Source organism: Sphingobium sp. GW821-FHT02B05 (genome assembly GCF_059421905.1).
Genome location: NZ_JBWKVW010000004.1, coordinates 1 through 25,526 on the forward strand (window position 1 = coordinate 1; position 25,526 = coordinate 25,526).

At 61.7% G+C, this 25,526-nt stretch carries 36 protein-coding genes; 2 read left to right on the forward strand and 34 right to left on the reverse strand.

Going from position 1 to position 25,526, the window contains the following annotated elements:
• The 4 genes from AC07UX_RS14115 to AC07UX_RS14130 all read right to left on the reverse strand — a co-directional run.
• Positions 1-581, reverse strand: a 581-nt coding sequence (locus AC07UX_RS14115; protein WP_495192652.1) for a BapA/Bap/LapF family prefix-like domain-containing protein, incomplete at its 3' end; no start/stop codon positions are given.
• Positions 582-862: 281 nt separating this feature from the next.
• Positions 863-1,138: an HU family DNA-binding protein gene (locus AC07UX_RS14120; RefSeq protein ID WP_495192653.1), complete on the reverse strand. Its 276-nt coding sequence runs from the start codon at positions 1,136-1,138 to the stop codon at positions 863-865.
• A 389-nt stretch (positions 1,139-1,527) separates the two neighbouring features.
• On the reverse strand, positions 1,528-2,211 hold the full coding sequence (locus AC07UX_RS14125; protein WP_495192859.1) for a hypothetical protein: 684 nt from the start codon (positions 2,209-2,211) through the stop codon (positions 1,528-1,530).
• Between the two features lie 179 nt (positions 2,212-2,390).
• Positions 2,391-2,777, reverse strand: a complete 387-nt coding sequence (locus tag AC07UX_RS14130) for a PH domain-containing protein (RefSeq protein WP_495192654.1) — start codon at positions 2,775-2,777, stop codon at positions 2,391-2,393.
• 144 nt (positions 2,778-2,921) lie between these two features.
• Here AC07UX_RS14130 and AC07UX_RS14135 point away from each other — a divergent pair, with 144 nt between their 5' ends.
• Positions 2,922-3,530, forward strand: a complete 609-nt coding sequence (locus AC07UX_RS14135; protein ID WP_495192655.1) for a nuclease — start codon at positions 2,922-2,924, stop codon at positions 3,528-3,530.
• A 34-nt stretch (positions 3,531-3,564) separates the two neighbouring features.
• On the opposite strand, the gene AC07UX_RS14140 is transcribed toward AC07UX_RS14135, so the two are convergent.
• Positions 3,565-3,921: a hypothetical protein gene (locus tag AC07UX_RS14140; protein ID WP_495192656.1), complete on the reverse strand. Its 357-nt coding sequence runs from the start codon at positions 3,919-3,921 to the stop codon at positions 3,565-3,567.
• A 128-nt stretch (positions 3,922-4,049) separates the two neighbouring features.
• A complete protein-coding gene (lepA, locus tag AC07UX_RS14145; protein ID WP_495192657.1) occupies positions 4,050-5,858 on the reverse strand; it encodes a translation elongation factor 4 in 1,809 nt (602 codons plus the stop codon).
• 176 nt (positions 5,859-6,034) lie between these two features.
• On the opposite strand from lepA, the gene AC07UX_RS14150 reads away from it, so the two are divergent.
• On the forward strand, positions 6,035-6,805 hold the full coding sequence (locus AC07UX_RS14150; protein ID WP_495192658.1) for a CsgG/HfaB family protein: 771 nt from the start codon (positions 6,035-6,037) through the stop codon (positions 6,803-6,805).
• A 58-nt stretch (positions 6,806-6,863) separates the two neighbouring features.
• Here the strand turns inward: AC07UX_RS14150 and AC07UX_RS14155 are convergent, their stop codons facing one another.
• The 28 genes from AC07UX_RS14155 to rpsL form a co-directional block, all read right to left on the reverse strand.
• Entirely contained in the window at positions 6,864-7,898 is a 1,035-nt protein-coding gene (locus tag AC07UX_RS14155; protein ID WP_495192659.1) for an acyltransferase family protein, read from the reverse strand.
• 247 nt (positions 7,899-8,145) lie between these two features.
• Positions 8,146-8,802 (reverse strand): adenylate kinase, encoded by a 657-nt coding sequence (locus AC07UX_RS14160; RefSeq protein WP_495192660.1) that lies wholly within the window; start codon positions 8,800-8,802, stop codon positions 8,146-8,148.
• 53 nt (positions 8,803-8,855) lie between these two features.
• The gene (gene secY, locus AC07UX_RS14165) at positions 8,856-10,220 is read right to left on the reverse strand and encodes a preprotein translocase subunit SecY (RefSeq protein ID WP_056691660.1); all 1,365 of its coding nucleotides are present in this window, start codon (positions 10,218-10,220) and stop codon (positions 8,856-8,858) included.
• A 192-nt stretch (positions 10,221-10,412) separates the two neighbouring features.
• The gene (rplO, locus tag AC07UX_RS14170; protein WP_495192661.1) at positions 10,413-10,946 is read right to left on the reverse strand and encodes a 50S ribosomal protein L15; all 534 of its coding nucleotides are present in this window, start codon (positions 10,944-10,946) and stop codon (positions 10,413-10,415) included.
• Between the two features lie 383 nt (positions 10,947-11,329).
• A complete protein-coding gene (rpmD, locus tag AC07UX_RS14175) occupies positions 11,330-11,509 on the reverse strand; it encodes a 50S ribosomal protein L30 (protein ID WP_056691667.1) in 180 nt (59 codons plus the stop codon).
• A 5-nt stretch (positions 11,510-11,514) separates the two neighbouring features.
• Positions 11,515-12,237 carry a 30S ribosomal protein S5 gene (gene rpsE / locus AC07UX_RS14180; RefSeq protein WP_093020405.1) on the reverse strand — a complete coding sequence of 241 codons (723 nt, stop codon included), beginning with the start codon at positions 12,235-12,237 and terminating at the stop codon, positions 11,515-11,517.
• Positions 12,238-12,239: 2 nt separating this feature from the next.
• Positions 12,240-12,605 (reverse strand): 50S ribosomal protein L18, encoded by a 366-nt coding sequence (rplR, locus tag AC07UX_RS14185; RefSeq protein ID WP_120250984.1) that lies wholly within the window; start codon positions 12,603-12,605, stop codon positions 12,240-12,242.
• 1 nt (position 12,606) lies between these two features.
• Positions 12,607-13,140, reverse strand: coding sequence for a 50S ribosomal protein L6 (gene rplF, locus AC07UX_RS14190; protein WP_495192662.1), 534 nt, complete (start codon positions 13,138-13,140; stop codon positions 12,607-12,609).
• Positions 13,140-13,535: a 30S ribosomal protein S8 gene (rpsH, locus tag AC07UX_RS14195; protein ID WP_120250986.1), complete on the reverse strand. Its 396-nt coding sequence runs from the start codon at positions 13,533-13,535 to the stop codon at positions 13,140-13,142. Before rpsH ends, rplF begins: the two co-directional genes overlap by 1 nt.
• A gap of 12 nt (positions 13,536-13,547) precedes the next feature.
• Positions 13,548-13,853 carry a 30S ribosomal protein S14 gene (gene rpsN, locus AC07UX_RS14200; RefSeq protein ID WP_007707881.1) on the reverse strand — a complete coding sequence of 102 codons (306 nt, stop codon included), beginning with the start codon at positions 13,851-13,853 and terminating at the stop codon, positions 13,548-13,550.
• A 52-nt stretch (positions 13,854-13,905) separates the two neighbouring features.
• Positions 13,906-14,478: a 50S ribosomal protein L5 gene (rplE, locus tag AC07UX_RS14205; RefSeq protein ID WP_495192663.1), complete on the reverse strand. Its 573-nt coding sequence runs from the start codon at positions 14,476-14,478 to the stop codon at positions 13,906-13,908.
• Positions 14,478-14,789, reverse strand: a complete 312-nt coding sequence (rplX, locus tag AC07UX_RS14210) for a 50S ribosomal protein L24 (RefSeq protein ID WP_120250988.1) — start codon at positions 14,787-14,789, stop codon at positions 14,478-14,480. The genes rplE and rplX overlap by 1 nt, the downstream gene beginning before the upstream one ends.
• Complete coding sequence (rplN, locus tag AC07UX_RS14215; protein ID WP_056691686.1) at positions 14,789-15,157, reverse strand: 50S ribosomal protein L14; 369 nt, start codon at positions 15,155-15,157, stop codon at positions 14,789-14,791. Before rplN ends, rplX begins: the two co-directional genes overlap by 1 nt.
• Positions 15,158-15,323: 166 nt before the next feature.
• The gene (gene rpsQ, locus AC07UX_RS14220; protein WP_495192664.1) at positions 15,324-15,587 is read right to left on the reverse strand and encodes a 30S ribosomal protein S17; all 264 of its coding nucleotides are present in this window, start codon (positions 15,585-15,587) and stop codon (positions 15,324-15,326) included.
• Between the two features lie 12 nt (positions 15,588-15,599).
• Positions 15,600-15,803 carry a 50S ribosomal protein L29 gene (rpmC, locus tag AC07UX_RS14225; protein ID WP_056691689.1) on the reverse strand — a complete coding sequence of 68 codons (204 nt, stop codon included), beginning with the start codon at positions 15,801-15,803 and terminating at the stop codon, positions 15,600-15,602.
• A 2-nt stretch (positions 15,804-15,805) separates the two neighbouring features.
• A complete protein-coding gene (rplP, locus tag AC07UX_RS14230) occupies positions 15,806-16,237 on the reverse strand; it encodes a 50S ribosomal protein L16 (protein ID WP_179043900.1) in 432 nt (143 codons plus the stop codon).
• A gap of 21 nt (positions 16,238-16,258) precedes the next feature.
• On the reverse strand, positions 16,259-16,954 hold the full coding sequence (gene rpsC / locus AC07UX_RS14235; RefSeq protein WP_495192665.1) for a 30S ribosomal protein S3: 696 nt from the start codon (positions 16,952-16,954) through the stop codon (positions 16,259-16,261).
• Between the two features lie 4 nt (positions 16,955-16,958).
• Positions 16,959-17,345 (reverse strand): 50S ribosomal protein L22, encoded by a 387-nt coding sequence (gene rplV / locus AC07UX_RS14240; RefSeq protein WP_495192666.1) that lies wholly within the window; start codon positions 17,343-17,345, stop codon positions 16,959-16,961.
• A complete protein-coding gene (gene rpsS, locus AC07UX_RS14245) occupies positions 17,345-17,620 on the reverse strand; it encodes a 30S ribosomal protein S19 (RefSeq protein ID WP_056691701.1) in 276 nt (91 codons plus the stop codon). Before rpsS ends, rplV begins: the two co-directional genes overlap by 1 nt.
• Before the next feature lie 5 nt (positions 17,621-17,625).
• Positions 17,626-18,462: a 50S ribosomal protein L2 gene (gene rplB / locus AC07UX_RS14250; protein WP_120250991.1), complete on the reverse strand. Its 837-nt coding sequence runs from the start codon at positions 18,460-18,462 to the stop codon at positions 17,626-17,628.
• 1 nt (position 18,463) lies between these two features.
• The gene (locus AC07UX_RS14255; protein ID WP_120250992.1) at positions 18,464-18,781 is read right to left on the reverse strand and encodes a 50S ribosomal protein L23; all 318 of its coding nucleotides are present in this window, start codon (positions 18,779-18,781) and stop codon (positions 18,464-18,466) included.
• Entirely contained in the window at positions 18,774-19,397 is a 624-nt protein-coding gene (gene rplD / locus AC07UX_RS14260) for a 50S ribosomal protein L4 (protein ID WP_495192667.1), read from the reverse strand. Before rplD ends, AC07UX_RS14255 begins: the two co-directional genes overlap by 8 nt.
• A 2-nt stretch (positions 19,398-19,399) precedes the next feature.
• Positions 19,400-20,149, reverse strand: a complete 750-nt coding sequence (gene rplC / locus AC07UX_RS14265; RefSeq protein WP_495192860.1) for a 50S ribosomal protein L3 — start codon at positions 20,147-20,149, stop codon at positions 19,400-19,402.
• 273 nt (positions 20,150-20,422) lie between these two features.
• Complete coding sequence (rpsJ, locus tag AC07UX_RS14270; protein WP_007686587.1) at positions 20,423-20,731, reverse strand: 30S ribosomal protein S10; 309 nt, start codon at positions 20,729-20,731, stop codon at positions 20,423-20,425.
• 208 nt (positions 20,732-20,939) lie between these two features.
• Positions 20,940-22,130: an elongation factor Tu gene (gene tuf / locus AC07UX_RS14275; protein ID WP_120250995.1), complete on the reverse strand. Its 1,191-nt coding sequence runs from the start codon at positions 22,128-22,130 to the stop codon at positions 20,940-20,942.
• 136 nt (positions 22,131-22,266) lie between these two features.
• Positions 22,267-24,360: an elongation factor G gene (gene fusA / locus AC07UX_RS14280; RefSeq protein WP_495192668.1), complete on the reverse strand. Its 2,094-nt coding sequence runs from the start codon at positions 24,358-24,360 to the stop codon at positions 22,267-22,269.
• 159 nt (positions 24,361-24,519) lie between these two features.
• Positions 24,520-24,990, reverse strand: a complete 471-nt coding sequence (gene rpsG / locus AC07UX_RS14285; protein WP_184269396.1) for a 30S ribosomal protein S7 — start codon at positions 24,988-24,990, stop codon at positions 24,520-24,522.
• A gap of 13 nt (positions 24,991-25,003) precedes the next feature.
• Positions 25,004-25,375 carry a 30S ribosomal protein S12 gene (rpsL, locus tag AC07UX_RS14290; protein ID WP_311269162.1) on the reverse strand — a complete coding sequence of 124 codons (372 nt, stop codon included), beginning with the start codon at positions 25,373-25,375 and terminating at the stop codon, positions 25,004-25,006.
• Positions 25,376-25,526 lie beyond the last annotated feature (151 nt).

Genomic DNA, 25,526 nt, shown 5'->3' on the forward strand with positions numbered 1-25,526 from the left:
TCAGCATCAGCATCAGCATCAGCATCAGCATCAGCATCAGCATCAGCATCAGCATCAGCATCGGCGTCCGCATCGGCATCGGCATCGGCATCCGCATCCGCATCCGCATCCGCATCCGCATCCGCATCAGCATCCGTTTCCTCGATCGAAGAGGTGTCGTCGCTGCTGCCGATCACAGAGGCGCCGGCGATGCCTACGCCGCCGATGACGGCGGGCAGGACCAGCGACGACCCTGCTGCACCTGCACCGCCGGCAGCGCCGACCAGTTCGTCCAGATCATTGAGAAGGGAAAAACGCGGGAAGCGGCTGCCCGAACGGGCCAGCCACTGGTTGCCGTCCGTATCACGCAACACCAAATCGCTATTGCCGGCATCGAAAGGCTCGTAGAAATTCGCGACCTTGATGACGTTCCCATCGGTCAAACGGATGAGCAGGTCGTTGCCATTCTGCTCCAGAGCAGACACGGCCTCTCGGTTCAATTGCAGTCGAACGACGCTGGGATCATTCAAAATGATCGCATCAGTGGGTGCCTGTACGGTTTCTCCCGTAACTTTGTCGATAACTTCGGCCGCCATCGTCATTCCCTTTCCCTCATACGCGCGCTGCAAGCGCACGCAGGACAAGCCATCAAGCGTCAGGGACGCAGGACGGCTTTACACAGAGGATCAAACGGCACCGGCACCGGTGACGCTGCAAGGATTCCGATTTCGGATGTTATTTCCATCAGGCCGAGCCGTGGAGCCGGATCCGCAATTCCTGTCGCCGCGGCACCATAGGCCAACCATCGACCGGCGCAGAAACGGACATGGCCCCGTCCCCCATTTTACGGGGGCGGGGCCATGCGATCTTCGACGAAGCGAGATCAGCCGTTCAGGCGATCCTTGATGCCCTTGGCCGGAGCAAAGGTCAGCTTGCGCGAAGCGGCAATTTCGATGGTTGCACCGGTCGAGGGGTTGCGGCCCTGGCGAGCCGGGCTGTCCTTGACCTTGAATTTGCCGAAGCCGCTGAGCGACACTTCGTCGCCTTTGGCAGCCGCGTCGGCGATGGCGCCGATCACGCCATCGACCAGCTTGCGTGCTTCGGCCTTGCTCAGATCGTTCGACGCCGCGATTGCATCGGCAAGATCATTATTGTTCATAAAACCATCTGCTCCTAATTATGGGCGGCTTCAGGTAACGCCCTCACAGCCTTACGTCCATGCCGGACACGCTAAGATTGCGCGATTCCAGCGGTTATTACGGTGCGACCCCATAATATCTGTTCCGCACGAACGCCGCCGAAGCGGGATTCGTAATCTTGTGGATGAAGGAAAAACATAGACGATGGATAATCGCAAGGCACATCCGCCCGCGATCGGTCATGGCGCTGAAAATCTCACCCGCGCCGTTTTCCCCTGAAATGCAAAGCCCTTTGCCCTTCACACCGACCAAGTCAGTCGGCCGCCATGTGGGGGCGAAAACTGAGAATGTGGCAGATGGCGGGGCTGATCGACGCGCCGGAATTTCGCCGCCGCTCCCGGCCAGCGCCTCAAAGCTCCAATCCGATCAGCGTCCCGCTGCCGATCTTGTCGACATAGCGCTTGCCGTCGATTTCCAGCCAGTCGGGCGTCACTTCCAGCCGGCGACCATTGATGGTGGTGCGCAGATGTTCCACCGCGATCCGGTTGCGGGCGACGATGCGCAACACCGCCAGGCCATCGCCCCGTGCCGCCATCATGCTGTAGCGGTCACCGCGCAGCAGGAAATGCCAGCTGCCATCGGTCGGCTTCCATTCATTGCCGTCGATGATCTGGGTCGCGACTCCATCGGGCGACCCCAGCCGCACGCTGATGCGGGTCGCCCCGTTCATCCGGCGCGGCGGCGCGAAGATCAGGATCGGTTCGCCCTCCAGGGTGATCGGGATCGGCGTATCGCGCAACAGCCGCGATCCGCCCACGATCAACTGCGGCAGTTCCGCCGAAAAGGGCAACCGGTCCCGCGCGAAATGGCGCTGGCGCACCACCGGATTGGCATGGAAGCTCTGCACCTGCGTGGCGGTCAGCCGCCCTTCCTCCACCAGCCCATGGCAGGTAGGGCACAGCAGCGTCGCACCCGGTCCATCCGGCAACCCCAGATAGCGATAGATGGTCACGCCGCAGCGAACACAGGCAAAGCCGCAAGCCTGCCTTATTTCAGCGCGCTGTTCTGCCGTCAGATCCGGCAAAGACGGCATCACTCGCAAGCCAACCATGGACGACCCCTTTTACCGCCGTTCACCCAGATGTGAACGGACGTTCCTGACATGGCGTCCTCTTGCGAATATGGGGCTCTGCGGCCCTCCCTTATTAACCCTATCGTTTAAATTAATCGGCCCAAGTCAAGGGCCTGAACGAATTTACCCATCTTTTTCCACTATCGTTGCGGCAACAGATCGACATTGCGCGCGGCAGCAATCGCGCGGATGCGGTCGGGCCGCGGCATATTCTTGATCGCGATCTCGGCGATGTCGCCCGCGCTGAACAGTTCGATATGGCCCACGCCGAAGAGGCGCTGACCCAAAGTTTGCGTGATGCGTACCGACCTTATGCTGGTCAGCGCGATCTCGGTCCGCTGCTTGGCCAGCAGCCCGCGCTCCAGCAGCACCTCTCGCTCGCTCAGCGCCAGCCGCTCGCCTTTGTGCAGCACCCACCAGATGGCAATCGCGATGATTCCCACGACAGACACCAGCAGTAGCAGGAACAGAAAAGGATGCGCCCGGAACATCGCGGGATGCTCGTCATATAGCCAGATGTCGCTCACGCCGTCTCCCTCGCTACAGCCGCTCGACTTGGACCATGGCCCGCCACATCCGTCAAGCGGCACGCACATTGATGCGCGCGCCGGCTGGTTAACGGAAATTTTCCATAACCAATGTTAAACGACATACTCCAATTGGGACGAAACATGGCACGCAACCTCTATGATGTCGGCGATCGCACCCCGGATGAAGGGGATGGCTGGCTGATCGAGAAACAGGAAAAGCGTGCGAAGTTGGTGCCCGTCGGCATGGTGGCCGCCGCAATTGCCATCGCGGTGGTCGGCATCACCGTGATGATGCAGGCCATGCCCATGTCCGGCGGACCGACCGGCACGGCCTATGCTTCAGGCATGATAGCGGACGAATTCACGCTGTGCGACGACGCCAAAGGACAAGCCTGCGTCCTGGCCGCCGATGCCTATGCCTGGCGTGGAAAGCGGTATCATCTGGCTGACATCCAGGTACCAAGCGCCATCGCGGCCCAATGCCCCCAGGAAGCCGCCCGTGCGCGCAAGGGCCGGATGGCACTGATGGCGATGATGAATGGCGGCGCGTTCGAGGCGGTTCAGGATTCCGCAGACAGCGACCCCACTGCGCGCATCCTGATGCGGGATGGCGTGTCCATCGGTCAGCTCATGATCCTCAAGGACCATGCGAAGCCCTGGTCGCGCGATCCGGTCCGCTGGTGCGCGAACCGGATATTCAACCTGTCCGCACAGAGAGCCGCACCGGCCCGATCCGTTTCTACCAGCTAAATGACATCCGGCCGTAACGATAGCGGCCGCCGCCCTAGCTATCCGATTTCGCCCGGACCGCGTTCAGCACGTCGGATGCCAGTTGCGCATAGTCTGCGCAGGCGCGCTGCATCGCCACCTCCGCGCCATCGCCCCGTAATTGCCCGAAACATTGGCGGTTCTGTGCCGCGCGCATTTGCCGCAGCCGGGACCGGCTTTCGATCGCCAATCCCAGTTGCGGGCCGGTACGCCGCCACGCCTCTGCCGCGCTGAAGACACGGCGACCGGGATGAATGCCAGGATCGCGACCGGCGGCAACGCCCAGTCGGTCGATACGAGCGGCTTCCACGATCAGGTCGGTCAGAAACAGGTCCAGTTCGCGCAAACCGTTGCCGATCAGCTTTGCCGGCATGGCATCGCGCCGTCGCCCGGCCGCCCGCTGACATTGCCCCAGCGACATGCCATTTGCCAGAAAGGCAGCGGCGCGCTGAAGATGAGCGACCTGGCCCGCCAGACTGGCGCAGCGGTCGCCCTCCCCAATCAGCTTTCGTCGCCCATGCGCAGCGCAGCGATGAAGGCCTCCTGCGGAATCTGGACGCTGCCATATTCGCGCATGCGCTTCTTGCCTTCCTTCTGCTTGTCGAGCAGCTTCTTCTTGCGGCTGATGTCGCCGCCATAGCATTTGGCGGTCACGTCCTTGCGCATCGCCGCGATCGTCTCGCGCGCGATCACCTTGCCACCGATCGCCGCCTGGATCGGGATCTTGAACAAATGGCGGGGGATCAGATCCTTCAGCCGCTCGCACATGCCGCGCCCGCGCGATTCCGCGGTGCCGCGATGGACGATCATGCTGAGCGCATCGACCGGCTCTGAATTGACCATGATGCTCATCTTGACCAGGTCACCCTCGCGATAACCGATCTGGTGATAGTCGAAGCTGGCATAGCCGCGGCTGATGCTCTTCAAGCGATCGTAGAAGTCGAACACCACTTCGTTGAGCGGCAGTTCATAGGTCACCTGCGCGCGGCCGCCGACATAGGTCAGGTTCTTCTGGATGCCGCGCCGGTCCTGACACAGCTTCAGGATCGAACCCAGATATTCGTCGGGGCAATAGATGATCGCCTCGATCCACGGCTCCTCGATCTCGTCGATCTTCGTAGGGTCGGGCATGTCGGCCGGATTGTGCAACTCGATCTCACCCGCGCCGTAGGTGAGCTGGATCTTATACACCACCGACGGCGCGGTGGTGATGAGATCCAGATCATATTCGCGCGTCAGCCGCTCCTGAATGATCTCCAGATGCAGCAGGCCAAGGAAGCCGCAACGGAAGCCAAAGCCCAGCGCTGCGCTGCTTTCCATCTCGAAGGAGAAGCTGGCGTCGTTCAGGCGCAGCTTGCTGATGGAGTCGCGCAGCTTGTCGAAATCGTTCGCATCGACCGGGAACAGGCCGCAGAACACCACCGGCTGGACTTCCTTGAAACCCGGCAGCGGCTTGGTCGCGCCGTTCTTGACCGTGGTGATGGTATCGCCGACGCGGGTCTGGGCGATTTCCTTGATCTGCGCGGTAATGAAGCCGATTTCGCCGGCGGCCAGTTCGGGCAGCGCCTCGATCTTGGGACGCATGCAGCCGACGCGGTCGATCAGATGTTCGGTGCCGCCGATCATGAACTTGACCGCCTGCCCTTTCTTGATGACGCCGTTGATGACGCGCACCAGGATGACGACGCCCAGATAGGGATCGTACCAGCTGTCGACCAGCATCGCCTCCAACGGGGCATCACGGTCGCCCTTGGGCGGCGGGATCTTGGTGACGATGGCTTCCAGGATATCGTCGATGCCGATGCCCGACTTGGCGCTGGCCAGCACCGCTTCCGACGCATCGAGGCCGATCACATCCTCGATTTCCTTGCGCACCTTTTCCGGTTCGGCAGCGGGCAGGTCGATCTTGTTGAGGACAGGCACGATCTCATGATCATGCTCGATCGACTGATAGACGTTGGCCAGCGTCTGCGCTTCCACGCCCTGCGCGGCGTCCACGACCAGCAGCGCGCCTTCGCACGCCGCCAGGCTGCGCGATACTTCATAGGCGAAATCGACATGGCCCGGCGTGTCCATGAGGTTCAGTTCATAGGTCTCGCCATTTTTGGCGGTATAATCCAGGCGCACCGTCTGCGCCTTGATCGTGATGCCGCGCTCCTTTTCGATGTCCATATTGTCAAGGACTTGCGCGCTCATCTCACGGTCGGTCAGGCCACCGGTACGCTGGATCAGGCGATCCGCCAGCGTGGATTTGCCATGGTCGATATGCGCGATAATCGAAAAATTACGGATGTGGGACAGATCGGTCATCGGCGCCCGATAGCAGCGATTTCACGCGCTGTCAGCAGGATCGCGCACAGGTACGATTCCATGACAAAGCCCGTCATTTGCATGCCGCTCTGCTTGGAAGCGATTGACCCCTGTGATAAGCATTCGCAGGAACGGGGCAACATTTTCAAACTTAAGCAACAAACGGGGTGCTCGAAATGCGTGGAATGAAGACGTTGACCGCGGCGGCTGTGTGCCTGGCCATGGTTGCACCGCAGGCTATCGCCGCCGACAAGGGCTCCTCCGGGCGTCAGGCCCAGACCAGGAAGCAGATGGAAATTCCCCGCTGCACCAAGCGCCTGGGCACCGTCGCGATCGTGGAGCCGGATAATCAGTGGTGGCGCGAACTGAATTTGGGCAGCCCCGAAGCCATCATCAAGCTGTTCGTGCAGCAGTCCGGCTGTTTCGGCATCGTCAATCGCGGCCGGTCGATGGCCAGCCGCAACATGGAACGTGCCATGGCGGATTCGGGCGAGTTGCAGGCCGGGTCCAACCTGGGCAAGGGTCAGGTGAAGGCGGCGGACTATTTCATTCAGCCCGACATCGTCACCACCAACAAGAATAGCGGCGGCAACGCCCTTGGCGGGCTGGTTGGCGGCTTCCTGGGTGGGCGCACGCTGGGCGCGCTGGCCGGCGGCATCTCGATCAAGAAGAGCGAGGCCAATGTCATGCTCTCCGTTGTCAACGCCCGCACGACCGAGGAAGAGGTGATGGCAGAAGGCTATTTCCGCAAGTCGGACCTCAGCTTCGGCGGTGGCGGCGGCCTCGGCTGGATGGGCGGCCTCGCGGCGGTCGGCGGTGGCGGCTATCAGAATACCGATATCGGCCAGGTGATCGTGCTGGCCTATCTGGACGCCTATACGAAGATGGTCACGCAGATGGGCGGCCTGCCTGAAAATGCGGCCGCTGCGGCACCGGTCGCCCAATAAAGCGATCCTGATCGGACGAGAAAGGGCGCGGCCGGTGACGGCGGCGCCCTTTCTTGTGTCAGTTCTGGCTAGCCGCCTCCGACCTTAATGGCCGCGCTTCGCGCCGGCGCCTCCACCAAGCGATGATGGCTTCGCCGGCAGGACGCTCCACCATGCGATTGATCGCGGTACCCAGCGTCAGCGCCACCAGGAAGGCAGCGACGAAGCCGATCCAGGGGCTATAGCCTGCCTTGGCGAATTCCAGCATCACGACGAAACCGACATGCTGGTGGATCAGGTAGAAACTGTAGCTGATCCCGCCCAGCCAGACGAGCGGCCGCAGGCTGAGGAAACGCAGATGGCCATGGATCAGCGCCACGAATGTCGCCACGAGTACGCAGCCGACGATGGTGACGTCCCAGGTCTCGATCGTTGCGATCGATAACAGCGCCAGCACCGCATAGGGCATTTGCTGCCGCAGCGTCCTCTGCCCCGACCAGACCCGATAGGCCAGCATGCCGATCACGAAGAAAGGCGTGTAGCGCAACACCAGCAGCATCACGATCCGTTCGGGCATGTCCGGCCAGAACCAGTAGAGCCAGCGCGCCGCCAACCACAGGACCAATATCGGTTCCAGCCGCCTGATGCCGGCGAACTTCCAAATGGCGACCATGCAGAAATAAAAGGCGATCTCCACGGTCAGAGTCCAATAGGCGCCGTCCACCTCCGGGATGAAAGCGAAGCCCTGAAGCATCGTGAAATTGGCCAATATATCGACCGGCCCGATCAATAGCTGCGTCGCATGGGCCACATATTCGATCGACAGCGTCAGCAGCATCGCCACCAGATAGGCGGGATAAAGGCGCGCGAACCGATTGACGACAAAGTCCGCGACTGTGCGGATGCGATCCAGCGTGAAGAAGATCGCGAAGCCCGAAATGGCGAAGAAGAGCAGGACGCGATAATTGCCGCCGGGGAAGCTGAAGGGCACATGGCTGGCCTGCGGGAACAGTTCGTGGAAGCGCGTGGAATAATGAAAGATCAGGACGCACAGCGCGCCGATGCCCCGCAGCGCGTCCAATTCCGTCAAGCGGCCACGGGGTGATCCAACCATGGCTCGTCATAGCAATAACGGAGCAACGAATCCGTTAAGATCGTGGTTAACGCCGCATCCAAGCCTGCTTTTCTTTTGCTGCTTTCTTTCCCGATGCGCACCAGCCTAGCTTGGGGCGGCGGCCGGCTGGACAGCCTGGCATGCCATATCGGCCGTAATAACGCATGGGCCGGCGCAGCCATCGCCGCGCCAGCCCATGTCAAAGTCCGATCATCGCCTGCCATGCCCGATGCGGGACGGGGGCCGGTCAGGCCGCGTGGCCATCCAATATGGCCGCGATCGCGACGGTCACGTCGTTCATGTCCGCCATGCCGTCCACGCGCGCCACGATGTTGCGCGCTTCGTAGATCGGCAGGATCGGCGCGGTCTTGGCACGATATTCGGCCATGCGGGTGCGCACCGTTTCCTCATTGTCGTCGGGCCGACGCTTGAACTCATGCCCGTGACATTTGTCGCACTCGCCTTCGACCTTGGGGGTCTTGAACGTGTCATGATAGCCCGCGCCGCAGGTGGCGCAGGTGAAGCGGCCGGTGATGCGCTCGACCAGCGCATCTTCATTCACTTCCAGTTCGATCACATGGTCGAGCGTGCGGTTACGGTCGCCCAATATGGTGTCGAGCGAATGGGCCTGCGCCTCCGTCCGAGGATAGCCATCGAAGATGACGCCCGTCTCCGCCGGCAGCGCATCGAGCGCTTCGCCGATGATGCCCGATACCACTTCGTCGGGCACCAGCGCGCCCGATTCCATCAGCGCCTTGGCCTGAAGCCCTACAGGCGTCCCTGCCTTCACAGCCGCGCGCAGCATGTCCCCTGTCGACAGCTGCACCATGCCGCGTTCGTCGACCAGACGGGTCGCCTGGGTGCCCTTGCCGGCCCCCGGAGGGCCAAGCAGAATGATATTCATTGCGCGCATACTCCCCTGTTCGTTGCGCTGGAATCAGAGTTTCGAAACGCCCCTCAGCGCAGTCGACCCTTGAGCTTCGCCTTCTTGATCAGATCGCCATATTGATGGGCGAGCAGATGGCTCTGAATCTGGGTCACGGTATCGACCGTAACATTGACGACGATCAACAGGCTAGTCCCACCAAGGTAGAAGGGAATGCCCGCCCGCGCGATGGCGAATTCCGGCACCAGGCAGATGAAGGCCAGATAGGCCGCGCCGATGACGGTGATTCGCGTCAACACATAGTCCAGATAATTTTCGGTGTTCTTGCCCGGACGGATACCGGGGATGAAGCCGCCGTTGCGCTTCAGATTGTCGGCCGTCTCTTCCGGATTGAACACCACGGCGGTGTAGAAGAAGCAGAAGAAGACGATGCCCAGACCATAAAGGCCCATATAGACCGGGCTGCCATGCGACAGATACTGGTTGAGCGTCAGGACGAAATCGCCCCACTTGCTTTCACCCGCAACCGTCTGACCGGCGAACTGCGAGATGGTCAGCGGCATCAGCAACAGCGAGCTGGCGAAAATCGGCGGAATGACGCCGGCCGTATTCACCTTGAGCGGCAGGTGGCTGCGGTCAGCCTGCATCAGGCCCTGGCGCGTCTGGCGCTTGGGATATTGGATCAGGACGCGGCGCTGGGCACGCTCCATGAAGCAGATCAGGAGGACGAGGCCGACGGCCATCACCATGACCAGGAAGATCAGCAGGCCCGATATCGAGCCTTCGCTGCCCGACTTGAACAGGTTGCTGAGCGTCACCGGCAGCTGGGCGACGATGCCCGCCATGATGATGAGCGACACGCCGTTGCCGATCCCGCGCGACGTGATCTGTTCGCCCAGCCACATGAGGAACATGGTGCCACCGATCAACGAGACGACGGCGGTCAGGCGGAACAGCAGGCCAGGCTCGATCACCGCCTGCATGCCCTGCTGGGCGCCAAAGCCCTCAAGACCCACGGCGATGAAATAGCCCTGCACCGCGGTCAGGCCGACGGTGCCGTAGCGCGTCCACTGATTCATCTTCTTGCGGCCGCTTTCGCCCTCCTTCTTGATCGCTGCAAGCTGCGGCGACAGGCTGGAGGCAAGCTGCACCACGATCGACGCGGTGATATAGGGCATGACGCCCAGCGCGATCAGGCTCATGCGCGACAGCGACCCACCCGAAAAGGTGTTGAAGATGTCGAGGATGCCGCCATTGGTCTGGCTATACAGCTGCGACAGGGCGGTCGGATCGACGCCGGGCAGCGGCACGAAGCTGAGGAAGCGGAACACGATCAAGGCGCCCAGCGTAAACCACAGGCGCTTCTTGAGGTCGGTCGCCTGGCTGAACTTCGCGAGGCTGAGATTGGATGCGAGCTGGTCGGCTCTCGATGCCATGGTGGCTGCCCTTCAAATCACTCTTGCCCGGATAAAGCCGGGCCGGAATCGGAAATCCCCTTAACGGGGACATGGGGCGCTGTCGAACCGGGAATTACCGTGGATGCGGTAAACAGCGTCCCCCGATGCACAAGACCCCGCCGACCCATATCGGGCAGCGGGGTCATGCTTGCAAGACTGTCAGACCTTAAATCAGGCCTTTGCAGCGGCCTTCTTGGCGGCCAGGGTCGTGCCCTTCTTCGCCTTTGCCTTCTCGGCAGCCGGAACGACTTCGATCACGTCGACCTTGCCACCGGCCTTTGCGACGGCTTCGACGGCGCTCTTCGACGCACCGGCGACCAGGAAGCTGACCTTGGCGGTCAGTTCACCCTTGGCGAGCAGACGGACGCCGTCCTTGCCACCGCGGGTCAGGTTGGCGGCGTTCAGAGCGGCCTGGTCGATGGTCGCGTTGGCGTCCAGCTTGCCCTCGTCGATCGCCTTCTGCACGGCGCCCAGGTTCACGATCGCATAGTCGCTGGCGAAGATGTTGTTGAAGCCGCGCTTCGGGATGCGCATGTGGAGCGGCATCTGGCCACCCTCGAAGCCGTTGATGCTGACGCCCGAACGCGCCTTGGCACCCTTCTGACCGCGACCGGCGGTCTTGCCCTTGCCCGAGCCGATGCCGCGTCCTACGCGCATACGGCCCTTGCGGGCGCCGGCATTGTCGTTGATTTCGTTGAGCTTCATGATGTGCACTCGCTTTCGCTTGGTTCGCGCTGAATGGAAGCGGCGCCCATAGCGGGATGCGCGGGGCTTGTCACCCCCTAAAGCGGCGGATCGACCCGGCAAGCGAAGGCACGGCGCTACCCGGCCCTGTTGGCGCCGGTTCGCTTAACTTCGCACATTTCCCGTACATTTCGACATTTCATATCCAATGTAGGAAATTATGTTTCAATGACTTGGGCTGCGCCGGCTATTCCTCGGCTTCGTTAGAGACAAACGAATACATGCGTGCAGCCTATCAGGAAGGCACGGTGTAGGACAGCGCGCCCTCCCCCAGCCCCAAATGCAGAAAGGGCCGATTCGCCTGCGCGAATCGGCCCTTTGCTGTTTTCGGCATGTCGGAAGGCTTAGCCTTCGACGACAGCGACCATGTGGGGCAGCTTCTTGATGGCACCGCGGACTTCCGCCGTGTCTTCAAGTTCCACCACGCGGTTCATCTTGCCAAGGCCCAGGCCGATCAGAATCTTCTTCTGGTCGGCGGGGCGACGGATCGGAGAACCGATCTGCTTGATCTTGATCTTCGCCATGTCAGTTACTCCGCAATCGCTTCGGCATCAGCCTGCGCGACGTCGGCCGAGGCGCCACCGCGACGCAGAAGGTCGGCGACCTTCTTGCCACGGCGCTGCGCCACCGACTTCGGGCTGGTCTGTTCGACCAGAGCCGCGAAGGTCGCACGGATCATGTTATAGGGGTTCGACGTGCCGTTCGACTTGGTCACGACGTCAGCGACGCCGAGGCTTTCGAACACGGCGCGCATCGGACCACCGGCGATGATACCCGTACCGGCCGGGGCCGAACGGACAGTCACCTTGCCGGCACCGAAGTGGCCGAGGCCGTCATGGTGCAGGGTGCGGCCTTCCTTCAGCGGAACGCGAACCATCGCCTTCTTGGCAGCGGCCGTCGCCTTGCTGATGGCTTCAGGCACTTCACGCGCCTTGCCATGGCCGAAGCCCGCACGGCCCTTGCCGTCGCCCACGACGACCAGAGCCGCGAAACCGAAGCGCTTACCGCCCTTGACGGTCTTCGAGACGCGGTTGATGTGAACCAGCTTCTCGATCAGCTCTTCGCCCTGCTCCTCGTCACGGTTGCCACCGCGACGATCATCGCGACGGCCACGGCCGCCACGCTCGCCACGGTTGCGATCGCCGCCGCCACGGTTGCCACGGCCACGGCCGGGGCCACGACCTTCGGTCGGTGCAGTCGCTTCGGCGCCCTCGACGGGTGCGACGACTTCGTTGGTGTTTTCGTCAGCCATGATCAGAACTCCAGCCCGGCTTCACGGGCCGCATCGGCCAGCGCCTTGACGCGGCCATGGAACAGGAAGCCACCACGGTCGAACACGACCTGGGTGACGCCAGCGGCGGTCGCCGCTGCGGCGACGCGCTTGCCGACATCGGCAGCCGCTTCGGCCGAGGCGCCGGTCTTGCCCAGAGCCTTGGAACCGACATCCTTGTCCAGGGTCGAAGCGGCGGCGACGGTCTTGCCGGCGACGTCGTCGATGACCTGGGCGTAGATGTGCTGGCCCGAACGGTGGACGCTCAGACGCGGGCGGGTGCCCGAAACGGCCTTGAGCGCGGTGCGAACGCGGCGACGACGCCGCGCGAAGAGGGAAAGCTTTGCCATCTTACTTCTTCTTCCCTTCCTTGCGGAAGATGAACTCGCCGGCGTACTTGATACCCTTGCCCTTATAGGGTTCGGGCTTGCGCCAGCGACGGATCTCGGCAGCGACCTGACCGACCTGCTGCTTGTCGATACCGCTGATCTCGACCGTGGTGTTATCCGGGGTCTTGATCTCGATACCTTCCGGGATCGCGAAATCGACATCGTGCGAATAGCCGAGCTTCAGGTTCAGAACCTTGCCCTTCGAATCCGCGCGATAACCGACGCCGGTGATCAGCAGCTTCTTGGTGTAACCTTCGGTCACGCCCGTCACCAGATTGGCGACCAGGGTGCGCTGCATGCCCCAGAAAGCGCGCGCGCGCTTGCTGTCATTGGCAGGCTTCACCGCGATCACACCATCTTCGATGCTGTAGGTGACTTCATCAGCCAGCGGCAGCGACAGGGTACCCTTGGGGCCCTTCACCGACAGCTGACCGTCGGCGATGGACGCGGTCACGCCCGAAGGCACGGTGACCGGCTTTTTGCCAGTGCGGCTCATCAGAACACCTCCGCCAGCACTTCGCCACCGACATTCTGCTCACGCGCTTCGGCGTCGGACAGAACGCCACGAGGCGTCGAGACAATGGTGATGCCCAGGCCGTTGCGGATTACCGGCAGTTCCTTGGAACCCGAATAAACACGGCGGCCAGGCTTGGACACGCGGGCGACATGCTTGATCGCCGGCTGACCTTCGAAATATTTCAGCTCGATGCGCAGGCCAGGGTGGTTACCCAGGGCTTCTTCGGAATAGCCACGGATGTAGCCTTCACGCTGGAGCACGTCGAGCACGCGGGCGCGCAGCTTGGAAGCGGGGGACACAACGCTGTCCTTCTTCGCCTGCTGCCCGTTGCGGATGCGGGTGAGCATATCACCCAGGGGATCGGTCAATGCCATCTCAAATGATCCTTACCAGCTCGACTTGGTGACGCCGGGGATCAGGCCCTTGTTGGCCAGATCACGCAGCTGCACGCGGCAGAGGCGGAATTTGCGGTAATAAGCGCGGGGACGCCCCGTCAGTTCGCAGCGGTTCCGAACGCGGGTCGGATTGCCGTTGCGGGGGATCTCCGCCATCTTCAGACGCGCGATCAGACGATCGCTGTCATCGGCCGCGGTATCATTCGCGATCGCCTTGAGCTTTGCATAACGGCCGGCATATTTCTTAACCAGCTTCTTGCGGCGCTCGTTCTTGTTGATCGAACTCAGTTTCGCCATGACTTAAGTTCTCTTCCTTAGCTTAAGCGTTGGGAGAGAAGCGGGGCCTGGATTAGGCCGCCTGCTTCTCTTCAATCGGGAAGGGGAAGCCGAAGAGGCGCAGCAGTTCGCGCGCTTCATCGTCCGTCTTCGCGGAGGTGGTCACGATGATGTCCATGCCGCGCACCTTGTCGACGCGGTCATAGCTGATCTCCGGGAAGATGATCTGCTCCTTGATACCGAAGGCATAGTTGCCACGGCCATCGAAGCTCTTCGGGTTGAGACCACGGAAATCGCGCACGCGGGGCAGAGCGATATTGATCAGACGATCAAGAAACTCATACATGCGTTCACGACGCAGCGTGACCTTCGCACCGATAGGCATGCCTTCACGCAGCTTGAACTGCGCGATCGACTTCTTCGCCTTGGTGATGACGGGCTTCTGACCAGCGATCAGCTCCATCTCTTCGGCGGCCGAGGTGACCTTCTTCTTGTCCTGGGTCGCTTCGCCCACGCCCATGTTGAGCGTGATCTTTTCGATCCGGGGGATTTCCATGACGTTCTTGTAACCGAACTTCTCGGTCATCGCCTTGACGATTTCGGCGTCATACTGCGCCTTCGAGCGCGGCGTAAACTTCTCGGCCATTACAGCACCTCACCGGACTTGACGGCGACGCGGACCTTCTTGCCGTCGCGATCCTCGAAACGGACGCGGGTCGGCTTGCCATCCGTATCGGCGACAGCGACGTTCGAAATGTGGAGCGGCGCAGGCTTGCGCTCGATGCCACCCTGCGGGTTCGCCTGGTCGGGCTTGCGATGCTTGGCATGCACATTGATGCCTTCCACCAGGACCTTGTCGTCCTTGGGCATCACGGCCAGAACAGCGCCGGTGCGGCCCTTGTCCTTGCCGGCCAGGATGACGACCTTGTCGCCCTTCTTGATCTTAGCAGCGCTCATTACAGCACCTCTGGAGCAAGGCTGATGATCTTCATGTGCTTCTTGGCGCGCAGTTCGCGAACGACGGGGCCAAAGATACGGGTGCCGATCGGCTCCTCGTTCTTGTTGATGAGCACAGCGGCGTTGCCATCGAAACGGATGACCGAACCGTCTGCACGGCGGATATCCTTGGCGGTACGCACGATGACGGCACGATGCACGTCACCCTTCTTCACCTTACCACGAGGCGCAGCTTCCTTGATCGAGACGACGATGATGTCGCCTACGCCAGCGAAGCGACGCTTCGAGCCGCCCAGCACCTTGATGCACTGGACGCGCTTGGCGCCGCTGTTGTCAGCGACGTCAAGATTGGATTGCATCTGGATCATAGATCCGGTTCCTTCTTATTTGGCCTACCGGGGCAATTCCCGGCGGTTCCGAATTCATCTGCCTAAAGCCCGGTGACTCTACGCGAAGCGCGGGCCTGTAACCCTTTCCAAAGGAAAAGGCCAGCCCCGCGCCGCATTTTTCACCAAAGGCTCAGCGAGCCTGCCCTTAAGCGGCCGTTTCCGGCGACTTGTGGGTATCCACGCGCTCGATGACCTTCCAGGTCTTGAGCTTGGAAATCGGAGCGGTCTCTTCGATTCGGACCGTTTCGCCTTCCTTGTAGATATTGCCCTCATCATGGGCATGGTACTTCTTGGAACGGCGGATGATCTTGCCGTAGAGCGCATGCTTTACCTTGCGCTCCACGCGAACGACCACCGTCTTGTCGGTCTTGTCGGAAACCACAGTTCCCGTCAGCACGCGCTTGGGCATCGTGTGGTTCCTTTACTTGGCAGCGGAGCTGTTACGCTCCGTCTGCAGGGTCTTGATCTGCGCGATCGACCGACGGACTTCCTTGACGCGGCTGGGCTTTTCCAGCTGGTTGGTCGCCGCCTGGAAGCGCAGATTGAACTGCTCACGCTTCAGGTTGTTGAGTTCGGTCGACAGTTCGTCGTCCGTCTTGGTCTTGAGGTCTGCGACGTTGGCCACGATTAACCCTCCAGGTGCGAGGTGTCGCCGAGGCGGGCAACGACCTTCGTCTTGATGGGCAGCTTCATCGCGGCGCGCGAGAAGGCCTCTGCTGCGAGCGGACCGGGCACGCCGTCCAGTTCGAACAGGATGCGGCCCGGCTTGACGCGAGCAGCCCAATATTCGACCGAACCCTTGCCCTTACCCTGACGGACTTCGGCAGGCTTCTTGGAAACCGGCACGTCGGGGAACACGCGGATCCACAACCGGCCCTGACGGCGGATGTGGCGGGTGATCGCGCGGCGAGCCGCCTCGATCTGGCGGGCGGTGACGCGCTCAGGTTCCAGGGCCTTAAGACCATAGGAGCCGAAATTCAAAGCCGAGCCACCCTTGGCATCGCCCTTGATCCGACCCTTGAAGGTCTTGCGGAACTTCATTTTCTTCGGTTGCAGCATGACGCTATTACCTTCTTATCTTCAGCGCGCCGGGCGCACGCCGGAGGTCTGAGCCTCCAGCATCAGCCGGTCGGTGGCCATCGGATCGTGACCAAGGATTTCGCCCTTGAAGATCCAGACCTTGATGCCGCACACGCCATAGGCGGTGTGTGCCGTGGCTTCGGCATAATCGACGTTCGCACGCAGCGTGTGCAGCGGAACGCGGCCTTCGCGATACCATTCGACGCGCGCGATCTCTGCGCCGCCCAGACGGCCGCCGCAGGTGATCTTGATGCCTTCGGCGCCCAGACGCAGGGCCGACTGCACCGCACGCTTCATCGCACGGCGGAACGCCACGCGGCGTTCCAGCTGGTCGGCGATGCCCTGTGCGACGAGCTTGCTGTCGACTTCCGGCTTACGGATTTCGACGATGTTCAGCGACACGTCGGACGAGGTCAGCGCGCCCAGCTTCTTGCGAAGCTTTTCGATGTCCGCACCCTTCTTGCCGATGATGACGCCCGGACGGGCGGCATAGATCGACACGCGGCACAGCTTGGCCGGACGCTCGATCACGACCTTGGAGATCGCGGCCTGCGGCAGGTTCTTGAAGATGAACTGGCGGATCTTGAGATCTTCCAGCAGCAGCCGACCATAGTCGGCGCCTTCAGCGAACCAGCGGCTGTCCCAGGTACGGTTGATCTGGAGACGCAGACCGATCGGATTGCTCTTGTGACCCATGTGCTTACGCCTCCGCTTCTTCGCCAGCTTCACGCACGACGATGCGCACGCGGCTGTAGGGCTTGAGGATCCGGGTCGACTTGCCGCGGCCGCGAGCGTGGAAGCGCTTCAGCGTGAACGCCTTGCCGACCGATGCTTCCGCGACGACCAGCGAGTCGACGTCGAGATTATGGTTGTTTTCCGCGTTGGCGATGGCCGAAGCCAGCACCTTGCGCACGTCCACAGCCATCGCCTTCTTCGAGAAGGCCAGGATGTTCAGCGCGTCTTCGACCTTGTGGCCGCGGATCAGCGTGGCAACCAGGTTCAGCTTCTGGGCCGAACCACGGATCTGCGTGCCGACGGCCAGAGCCTCATTGTCGGCGACGCGACGGGGAGCTTTAGGCTTGCTCATTAGCGCTTGCCCTTCTTGTCGGCGGCGTGGCCGGGGAAGAAGCGGGTCGGGGCGAATTCGCCCAGCTTGTGACCCACCATATCCTCGTTCACGGAAACCGGAACATGCTTGCGGCCGTTATAGACGCTGAACGTCAGGCCGACGAACTGCGGCAGGATGGTGGAACGACGCGACCAGGTCTTGATCGGCGCACGGCCACCCGCGTCCTGCGCGGCTTCCGCCTTCTTCAGAAGGCTGAGGTCCACGAACGGACCTTTCCAGACGGAACGAGCCATCTCGCTTACCTCTTCTTCTTCGCGTGGCGGCTACGGATGATGAACTTGTCCGTCGCCTTGTTGTGGCGGGTGCGAGCACCCTTGGTCGGCTTGCCCCACGGGGTAACCGGATGACGGCCGCCCGAAGTGCGGCCTTCACCACCACCATGCGGGTGATCGACCGGGTTCTTGGCGACACCGCGCGTCAGCGGACGGATGCCGTTCCAACGGTTGCGGCCTGCCTTGGCAAGATTGGTGTTGCCATTGTCGGGGTTCGACACGGCGCCGATGGTGCCCATGCAGTCCGAACGGATATAGCGCTGTTCGCCCGAGGACAAACGCACCATCACCATGCCGCGATCACGACCGACCAGCTGGGCATAGGTGCCCGCCGAACGGCAGAGCTGCGCGCCCTTGCCCGGCTTCATCTCGATGTTGTGGATGATCGTGCCGACCGGCATCTGACCCAGTTCCATCGCGTTGCCCGGCTTCACGTCGGTCTTCTTGCCGGCGATGACCTTGTCACCGGGGGCAAGACGCTGCGGCGCGATGATGTAGGACTGCGTACCGTCGGGATAGTTCACCAGCGCGATGAAGGCGGTGCGGTTGGGGTCATATTCCAGACGCTCGACCGTACCTTCGACATCCCACAAGCGACGCTTGAAGTCGATGATGCGATAGCGCTGCTTATGACCGCCACCGATACCACGCGAGGTCACATGACCCTTGTTGTTACGGCCGCCGGTCTTGCGCTTGCCTTCGGTCAGCGCCTTGACGGGCTTACCCTTATGCAGGCTCGACTTGTCGACCAGGATCAGGCCGCGGCGGGCCGGGCTGGTCGGGTTGTAATGCTTAAGAGCCATCTTAGCGGACTCCCTCGGTGATATCGATCGACTGGCCTTCGGCCAGGCGGACGATCGCCTTCTTCACGTCCGAGCGCGTGTAGGGCTTGCCCTTCCAGCGCTTCGTCTTGCCCTTGGTCACCAGCGTGTTCACGCTCTTGACTTCGACGCCCCAGATCGCCTCGACGGCAGCCTTGATCTCCGGCTTCGACGCATCGCCAGCGACCTTGAAGACCACGGCGTTGTTCTCGGAGAGAAGGGTCGACTTCTCGGTGATGTGCGGTGCGACAACGACGTCATAGTGACGGTTGGCGACGGCCGCGGCTTCTTTTTTAGCCATTGAAACGGGCCTCCAGCTTTTCGACCGCGGCGCGGGTGAGCACCAGCGAGTCGGCCTTCAGGATGTCATAGACATTGGCGCCAACGGCAGGGAGCAGGTCCACGCCGATGATGTTGGCCGAAGCCTTCGCGAAGCTGACGTTGACGGCGTCGCCGTCGATGAACAGCACCTTGGTTAGGTTCAGCTTGGCAAGGTTGGCGACCAGCGCCTTGGTCTTGCCTTCTGCAACGTCCAGGCTGTCGATGATCGTCAGCGTTCCTGCCTTGACCTTCGAAGACAGCGCCATCTTCAGACCCAGCGCGCGAACCTTCTTGTTCAGCGAGGGGTTGAAGTCGCGAACGCGGGCACCGTGAGCCTTACCACCGCCGATGAAGACGGGCGCGCGGCGATCGCCGTGACGAGCGGTACCGCCGCCCTTCTGGCGACCGAACTTCTTGCCGGTACGGGCGACGTCGGAACGCTCGCGGGTACCGCGGGCAGTGCCACGACGCTTTTCGAGCTGCCAGGTGACGACGCGGTGCAGAATGTCGGCGCGCGGTTCCAGACCGAACACGTCGTCATTCAGCTCCAGTTCGCCGGCGGCCTGTGCGTCGAGGGTCTGTACATTGACCTTCATGATTAGCCCTCCTGGCCTTCGGTCGCTTCGGGCGCGGCTGCTTCAGCAGGCGTTTCCGCAGCGGTGTTGCTGTTGGCGGCCGCCTTCAGGCTGGCCGGGTACGGCGCGTCGGCCGGGCGCTTCACCTTGACGGCGTCGCTCACGGTCAGCCAGGTGCCCTTGGCGCCCGGAACCGAACCCTTGACGAACAGCAGACCACGCTCGACGTCCGTGCGGACGATTTCGAGATTCTGCTGCGTGCGTTCGCGGTCACCCATGTGGCCGGCCATCTTCTTGTTCTTGAAGACGCGGCCCGGATCCTGACGGTTACCAGTCGAACCATGGGCACGGTGGCTGATCGACACGCCGTGCGTGGCGCGCATACCGCCGAAGCCCCAACGCTTCATGGCACCGGCAAAACCCTTACCCTGGGTGTGCCCTGCAACGTCGACCAGCTGGCCGGCGATGAAATGGTCAGCGGCGATTTCGACGCCGACATCGAGGAGCGCATCCTCGGCGACGCGGAATTCGACCAGGCGAGCCTTCGGCTCGACTTCGGCCTTGGCGAAATGGCCACGCTGCGGCTTGGCGACATTCTTCACCTTGGCAACGCCGGCACCGAGCTGGACGGCCACATAGCCATCGCTGTCGACATCCTTGCGTGCCACGACCTGGTTGCCCTCAAGGGCCAGAACCGTAACTGGAATGTGACGTCCGTCCTCCTGGAACAGACGGGTCATCCCGACTTTCTTAGCGATCACGCCTGTGCGCATCACTTGTTACTCCCATAGAGGCCCGCCTTAGCAGCGGGCGTATCCAACGAAAAAACCGCTCAGCATCTCTGCTTCGCGGCCCAACCCAAATTATAGATCACCCCGTCCGGGTTGGATGCCACCCCCTCTCGGGAACGGCGACGGAGGACCAGAACCACGAGCCTGTCCGGTTTACCGGAGAGGCCGTGCGGTATCCCTGTGTCGTGTGAGCTTCCGGTTTCCCGGAATACCCGATACCCTGCCCTCCAAAGGAAGGCAGGGACTTGCCGGCGCTTAGGCCAGCTTGATTTCGACGTTCACGCCGGCAGCCAGGTCCAGCTTCATCAGCGCGTCGACCGTCTGCGGCGTCGGCTGCACAATGTCAAGCATACGCTTGTAGGTGCGGACCTCGAACTGCTCGCGCGACTTCTTGTCGATGTGCGGACCACGGTTGACCGTGAACTTTTCGATGCGCGTCGGAAGGGGAATCGGACCGCGAATAAGGGCGCCGGTGCGGCGGGCGGTGTCGGCGATATCGCCGGTCGCCTGATCGAGCACGCGATGATCGAACGCCTTGAGGCGAATGCGGATGTTGCTGTCCATAGTTCCTGTACCGATGCGAAAGAGCCAAAAACGTAGAGCATTTTCAAAAATCAGCCGGAGCAGCCGATGATTTGTGGAAATGCGCCAACAAAAAATATCCGCCCCGTAAACTGCCCTTCTAGCTCTTGCGAGCCGGAGAAAGGCGATCCGGGGCGGTTAAAATCCTCAGCGGCGCGAATCAGGCGATTCGCGCCGCTGCGGTCCTATATTACTTCGAGATCGTGCCGACAACCCCTGCGCCGACGGTACGACCGCCTTCACGGATGGCGAAGCGCAGACCCGGATCCATGGCGATCGGGGCGATCAGCTTGATGCCGAGCTTCACGTTGTCGCCAGGCATGACCATTTCGGTGCCCTCGGGCAGGATCACTTCGCCGGTCACGTCGGTGGTGCGGAAGTAGAACTGCGGACGATAGTTCGCGAAGAACGGGGTGTGACGACCGCCTTCTTCCTTCGACAGCACGTACACTTCGGCGTCGAATTCGGTGTGCGGCGTGATGGTGCCGGGCTTGGCCAGAACCTGACCGCGCTCAACTTCTTCACGCTTCGTGCCACGAACCAGGGCGCCGATATTGTCGCCCGCACGACCTTCGTCGAGCAGCTTGCGGAACATTTCCACGCCGGTGACGGTGGTCTTGCTGGTGTCCTTGAGGCCGACGATTTCGACTTCTTCACCAACCTTGATGATGCCGGTTTCGACGCGGCCGGTCACAACCGTACCACGACCCGAAATCGAGAACACGTCTTCGATCGGCATCAGGAAGGGCTTGTCGACCGGACGCTCAGGCTGCGGGATGAAGCTGTCGACAGCGGCCATCAGCTTCAGAACGGCGTCATGGCCGATTTCAGGGGTCTTGTCCTGAAGGGCAGCAACAGCCGAACCCGGAATGACGGGGATGTTGTCGCCGTCGAAATCGTAGCTGCTGAGCAGTTCACGGATTTCCAGCTCGACCAGTTCGAGGATTTCGGCGTCGTCGACCAGGTCGACCTTGTTCATGAACACGACGAGCTGCGGCACGCCAACCTGACGGGCGAGCAGGATGTGCTCACGGGTCTGGGGCATCGGGCCGTCGGTGGCCGAAACAACCAGGATCGCGCCGTCCATCTGGGCGGCACCGGTGATCATGTTCTTCACATAGTCAGCGTGGCCCGGGCAATCGACGTGCGCATAGTGGCGAGCTTCGGTTTCATATTCGACGTGGGCGGTCGAAATGGTGATGCCGCGCTCGCGCTCTTCAGGCGCCTTGTCGATGTTGTCGTACGACGTGAAGGTCGCGCCGCCGGTTTCGGCCAGCACCTTGGTGATCGCTGCGGTCAGCGAGGTCTTGCCATGGTCGACGTGACCGATGGTGCCGATGTTGCAGTGCGGCTTATTCCGCTCAAACTTAGCCTTAGCCATTTTATCCTACCTTCTAATCAAAATCAGCTTGGGTCTGACCGCTCGGCCGCGCCTCGCGAAGGCGCGTCCATAGCAGCAAATTTACAGATTACCAGCCCCTAACCGAGCCGATTGCGCGGCTCGGCCAGGGAAATCATCAGGCCATCTTCGCCTTGACTTCGTCCGCAACATTCTGCGGCACTTCGTCATAGTGCGAGAAGGTCATCGAGTAGTTCGCGCGCCCCTGGGTAAAGGAACGCAGCGAGTTCACATAGCCGAACATGTTCGCCAGCGGCACCATGGCCTCGACGATCTGCGCGTTGCCGCGCGTGTCGGTACCCTGAATCTGGCCACGACGGCTGTTCATGTCACCGATGACGTCGCCCAGATATTCTTCCGGGGTGACGACCTCGACCTTCATGACCGGCTCGAGCAGGGTGATGCCCGACTTCTGCGCCGCTTCGCGCATCGCTGCGCGACCGGTGATTTCGAACGCCAACGCCGACGAGTCGACGTCATGATAGGCGCCGTCATAGAGGTTGATTTCGAAGTCGATGATCGGGAAGCCGATCAGCGAGCCGGTTGCCGCGGTTTCGCGCATGCCCTTTTCGATCGCGGGGATATATTCCTTGGGAATGTTACCGCCCTTGATCTCATCCTTGAAGATGATGCCCGCGCCGCGTTCGCCCGGCGTCAGCTTCACCTTGATGCGGCCGAACTGGCCGGTGCCGCCCGACTGCTTCTTGTGGGTGTAGTCGACGTCGACGGCCTTCTTGAGATATTCGCGATAGGCCACCTGCGGCGCACCGACATTCGCCTCGACCTTGAACTCGCGCTTCATGCGGTCGACCAGGATTTCGAGGTGAAGCTCGCCCATGCCCTTGATGATGGTCTGGCCCGATTCGTGATCGGTCGAGACGCGGAAGGACGGATCCTCGGCGGCCAGGCGGTTGAGCGCGACGCCCATCTTTTCCTGGTCGGCCTTGGTCTTGGGTTCGACCGACAGTTCGATGACCGGCTCGGGGAATTCCATCCGCTCCAGGATGATCGGCTGGCGCTCGGCGCACAGCGTATCACCGGTGGTGGTTTCCTTCATGCCGGCCAGCGCGACGATATCGCCGGCATAAGCCGCGTCGATGTCTTCACGGCTGTTCGCATGCATGAGGAGCATGCGGCCGATCTTTTCCTTCTTGTCCTTCACCGAGTTCAGATAGGTGCCCTTGGTCAGGGTGCCCGAATAAACGCGCAGGAAGGTCAGCGAACCGACGAACGGATCGTTCATGATCTTGAACGCCAGGCCCGAGAAGGGCGCGTCGTCCGCGGTCGCACGGCTGTCGGGTTCTTCGGTATCGGGATTGATGCCCTGCACGTCAGGAATGTCGAGCGGCGAAGGCAGATAGTCGACGACCGCGTCGAGCAGGGGCTGGACGCCCTTGTTCTTGAACGCGCTGCCGCACAGCACCGGCACGAACGACTGACCCAGCGTACCCTTGCGGATCAGCTTCTTGAGCGTCGCGACGTCGGGCAGATTGCCTTCCAGATAGGCTTCCATCGCCTCGTCGTCCTGCTCGACGGCGAGCTCGATCAGCTTTTCGCGATATTCGGCAGCCTTGTCAGCCAGGTCGGCCGGAATCTCTTCATAGGAGAATTCGGCGCCCAGGCTTTCATCCTTCCAGATGATCGCGCGATTTTCGACCAGGTCGACCAGGCCCTTGAAGTCCGCTTCCGCGCCGATGGGCAGGTAGAGAACGGCAGGGACAGCGCCCAGACGGTCGATGATCGTCTGTACGCAATAATAGAAATTGGCGCCGGTACGGTCGAGCTTGTTGATGAAGCACATCCGCGGAACCTTGTACTTGTCCGCCTGACGCCACACGGTTTCCGACTGCGGCTCAACGCCGGCAACGCCGTCAAACGCGGCAACCGCGCCGTCGAGCACGCGCAGCGAACGTTCGACTTCGATGGTGAAGTCAACGTGGCCGGGCGTGTCGATGATGTTCAGGCGATGCTCGGGACCCTTGCCCTCAGCCGCCTTCCAAACGCACGTCGTTGCAGCCGACGTGATGGTGATACCACGCTCCTGCTCCTGCTCCATCCAGTCCATGGTCGCGGCGCCGTCATGGACTTCGCCGATCTTGTAGGACTTGCCGGTATAGTAAAGGATACGCTCGGTCGTGGTGGTCTTGCCGGCGTCGATATGCGCCATGATACCGAAGTTACGATAATGTTCGAGCGGATGGCTGCGGGCCATGATGCTTCTCCGTTGCCGGCGCGCCGGCGGTGAGGGGATTCGTTTTTCTGCGCGTGGCCCCTAAACCAATCCGTTCGCCATGGGTAGAGACCCCCGGCGAACGGACCGATTTTGAGTGCCGAATGTCGAAACGGGCACCCAAACGGCGCCCGTCCGATATTACCAGCGGTAGTGCGAGAAGGCGCGGTTCGCTTCCGCCATGCGGTGCGTGTCTTCGCGCTTCTTCACGGCATTGCCGCGGTTGTTGGCGGCGTCCAGCAGCTCACCCGAAAGGCGCGCGGCCATCGTGGTTTCGCTGCGGTTGCGCGCGGCGGTGATCAGCCAGCGAATCGCCAGGGCCTGCGAACGTTCGGGACGAACTTCGACAGGCACCTGATAGGTCGCACCGCCGACGCGGCGGCTGCGGACTTCGATGCCGGGCTTCACATTGTTCAGCGCGTCATGGAACAGACCGATCGGATCCTTCTTGGCGCGGGTCTCGACAGTGTCGAGGGCACCATAGACGATCGATTCGGCAACGGCTTTCTTGCCGTCCTGCATGATGCTGTTCATGAACTTCGACAGCACGATATCACCGAACTTGGGATCGGGCAGGATGATGCGCTTTTCGGGGCGACGACGACGTGACATATTCTAGTCTCCCTTACTTCGGACGCTTCGCGCCGTACTTCGAACGGCTCTGCTTACGATCCTTGACGCCCTGGGTATCCAGAACGCCGCGCAGCACGTGGTAACGCACACCGGGAAGATCGCGTACGCGGCCGCCACGGATCAGCACGACGCTGTGCTCCTGAAGGTTGTGACCTTCACCCGGAATGTAGGTGATGACTTCGCGCTGGTTGACCAGACGCACCTTCGCCACCTTACGAAGAGCCGAGTTCGGCTTTTTCGGGGTCGTCGTATAGACACGGGTGCAAACGCCGCGCTTCTGCGGGTTCGCATCCATTGCAGGGACCTTGCTCTTGGCCTTCTGCAGCTCGCGGCCCTTGCGGACCAGCTGGTTGATTGTTGGCATGAAGCCCTTCACCTTTTTCAGTTACTTTACCTGGACGTCCCCGCGTTTTGCACCGTTCGGACGAGAGATTCGACCAAACGGCAAAGGCCCCGGTGGGCATAAGCCCCCTGGAGCCGCAAGAGCACCCGGCAATGTTCAGCTCTAAAAAGTG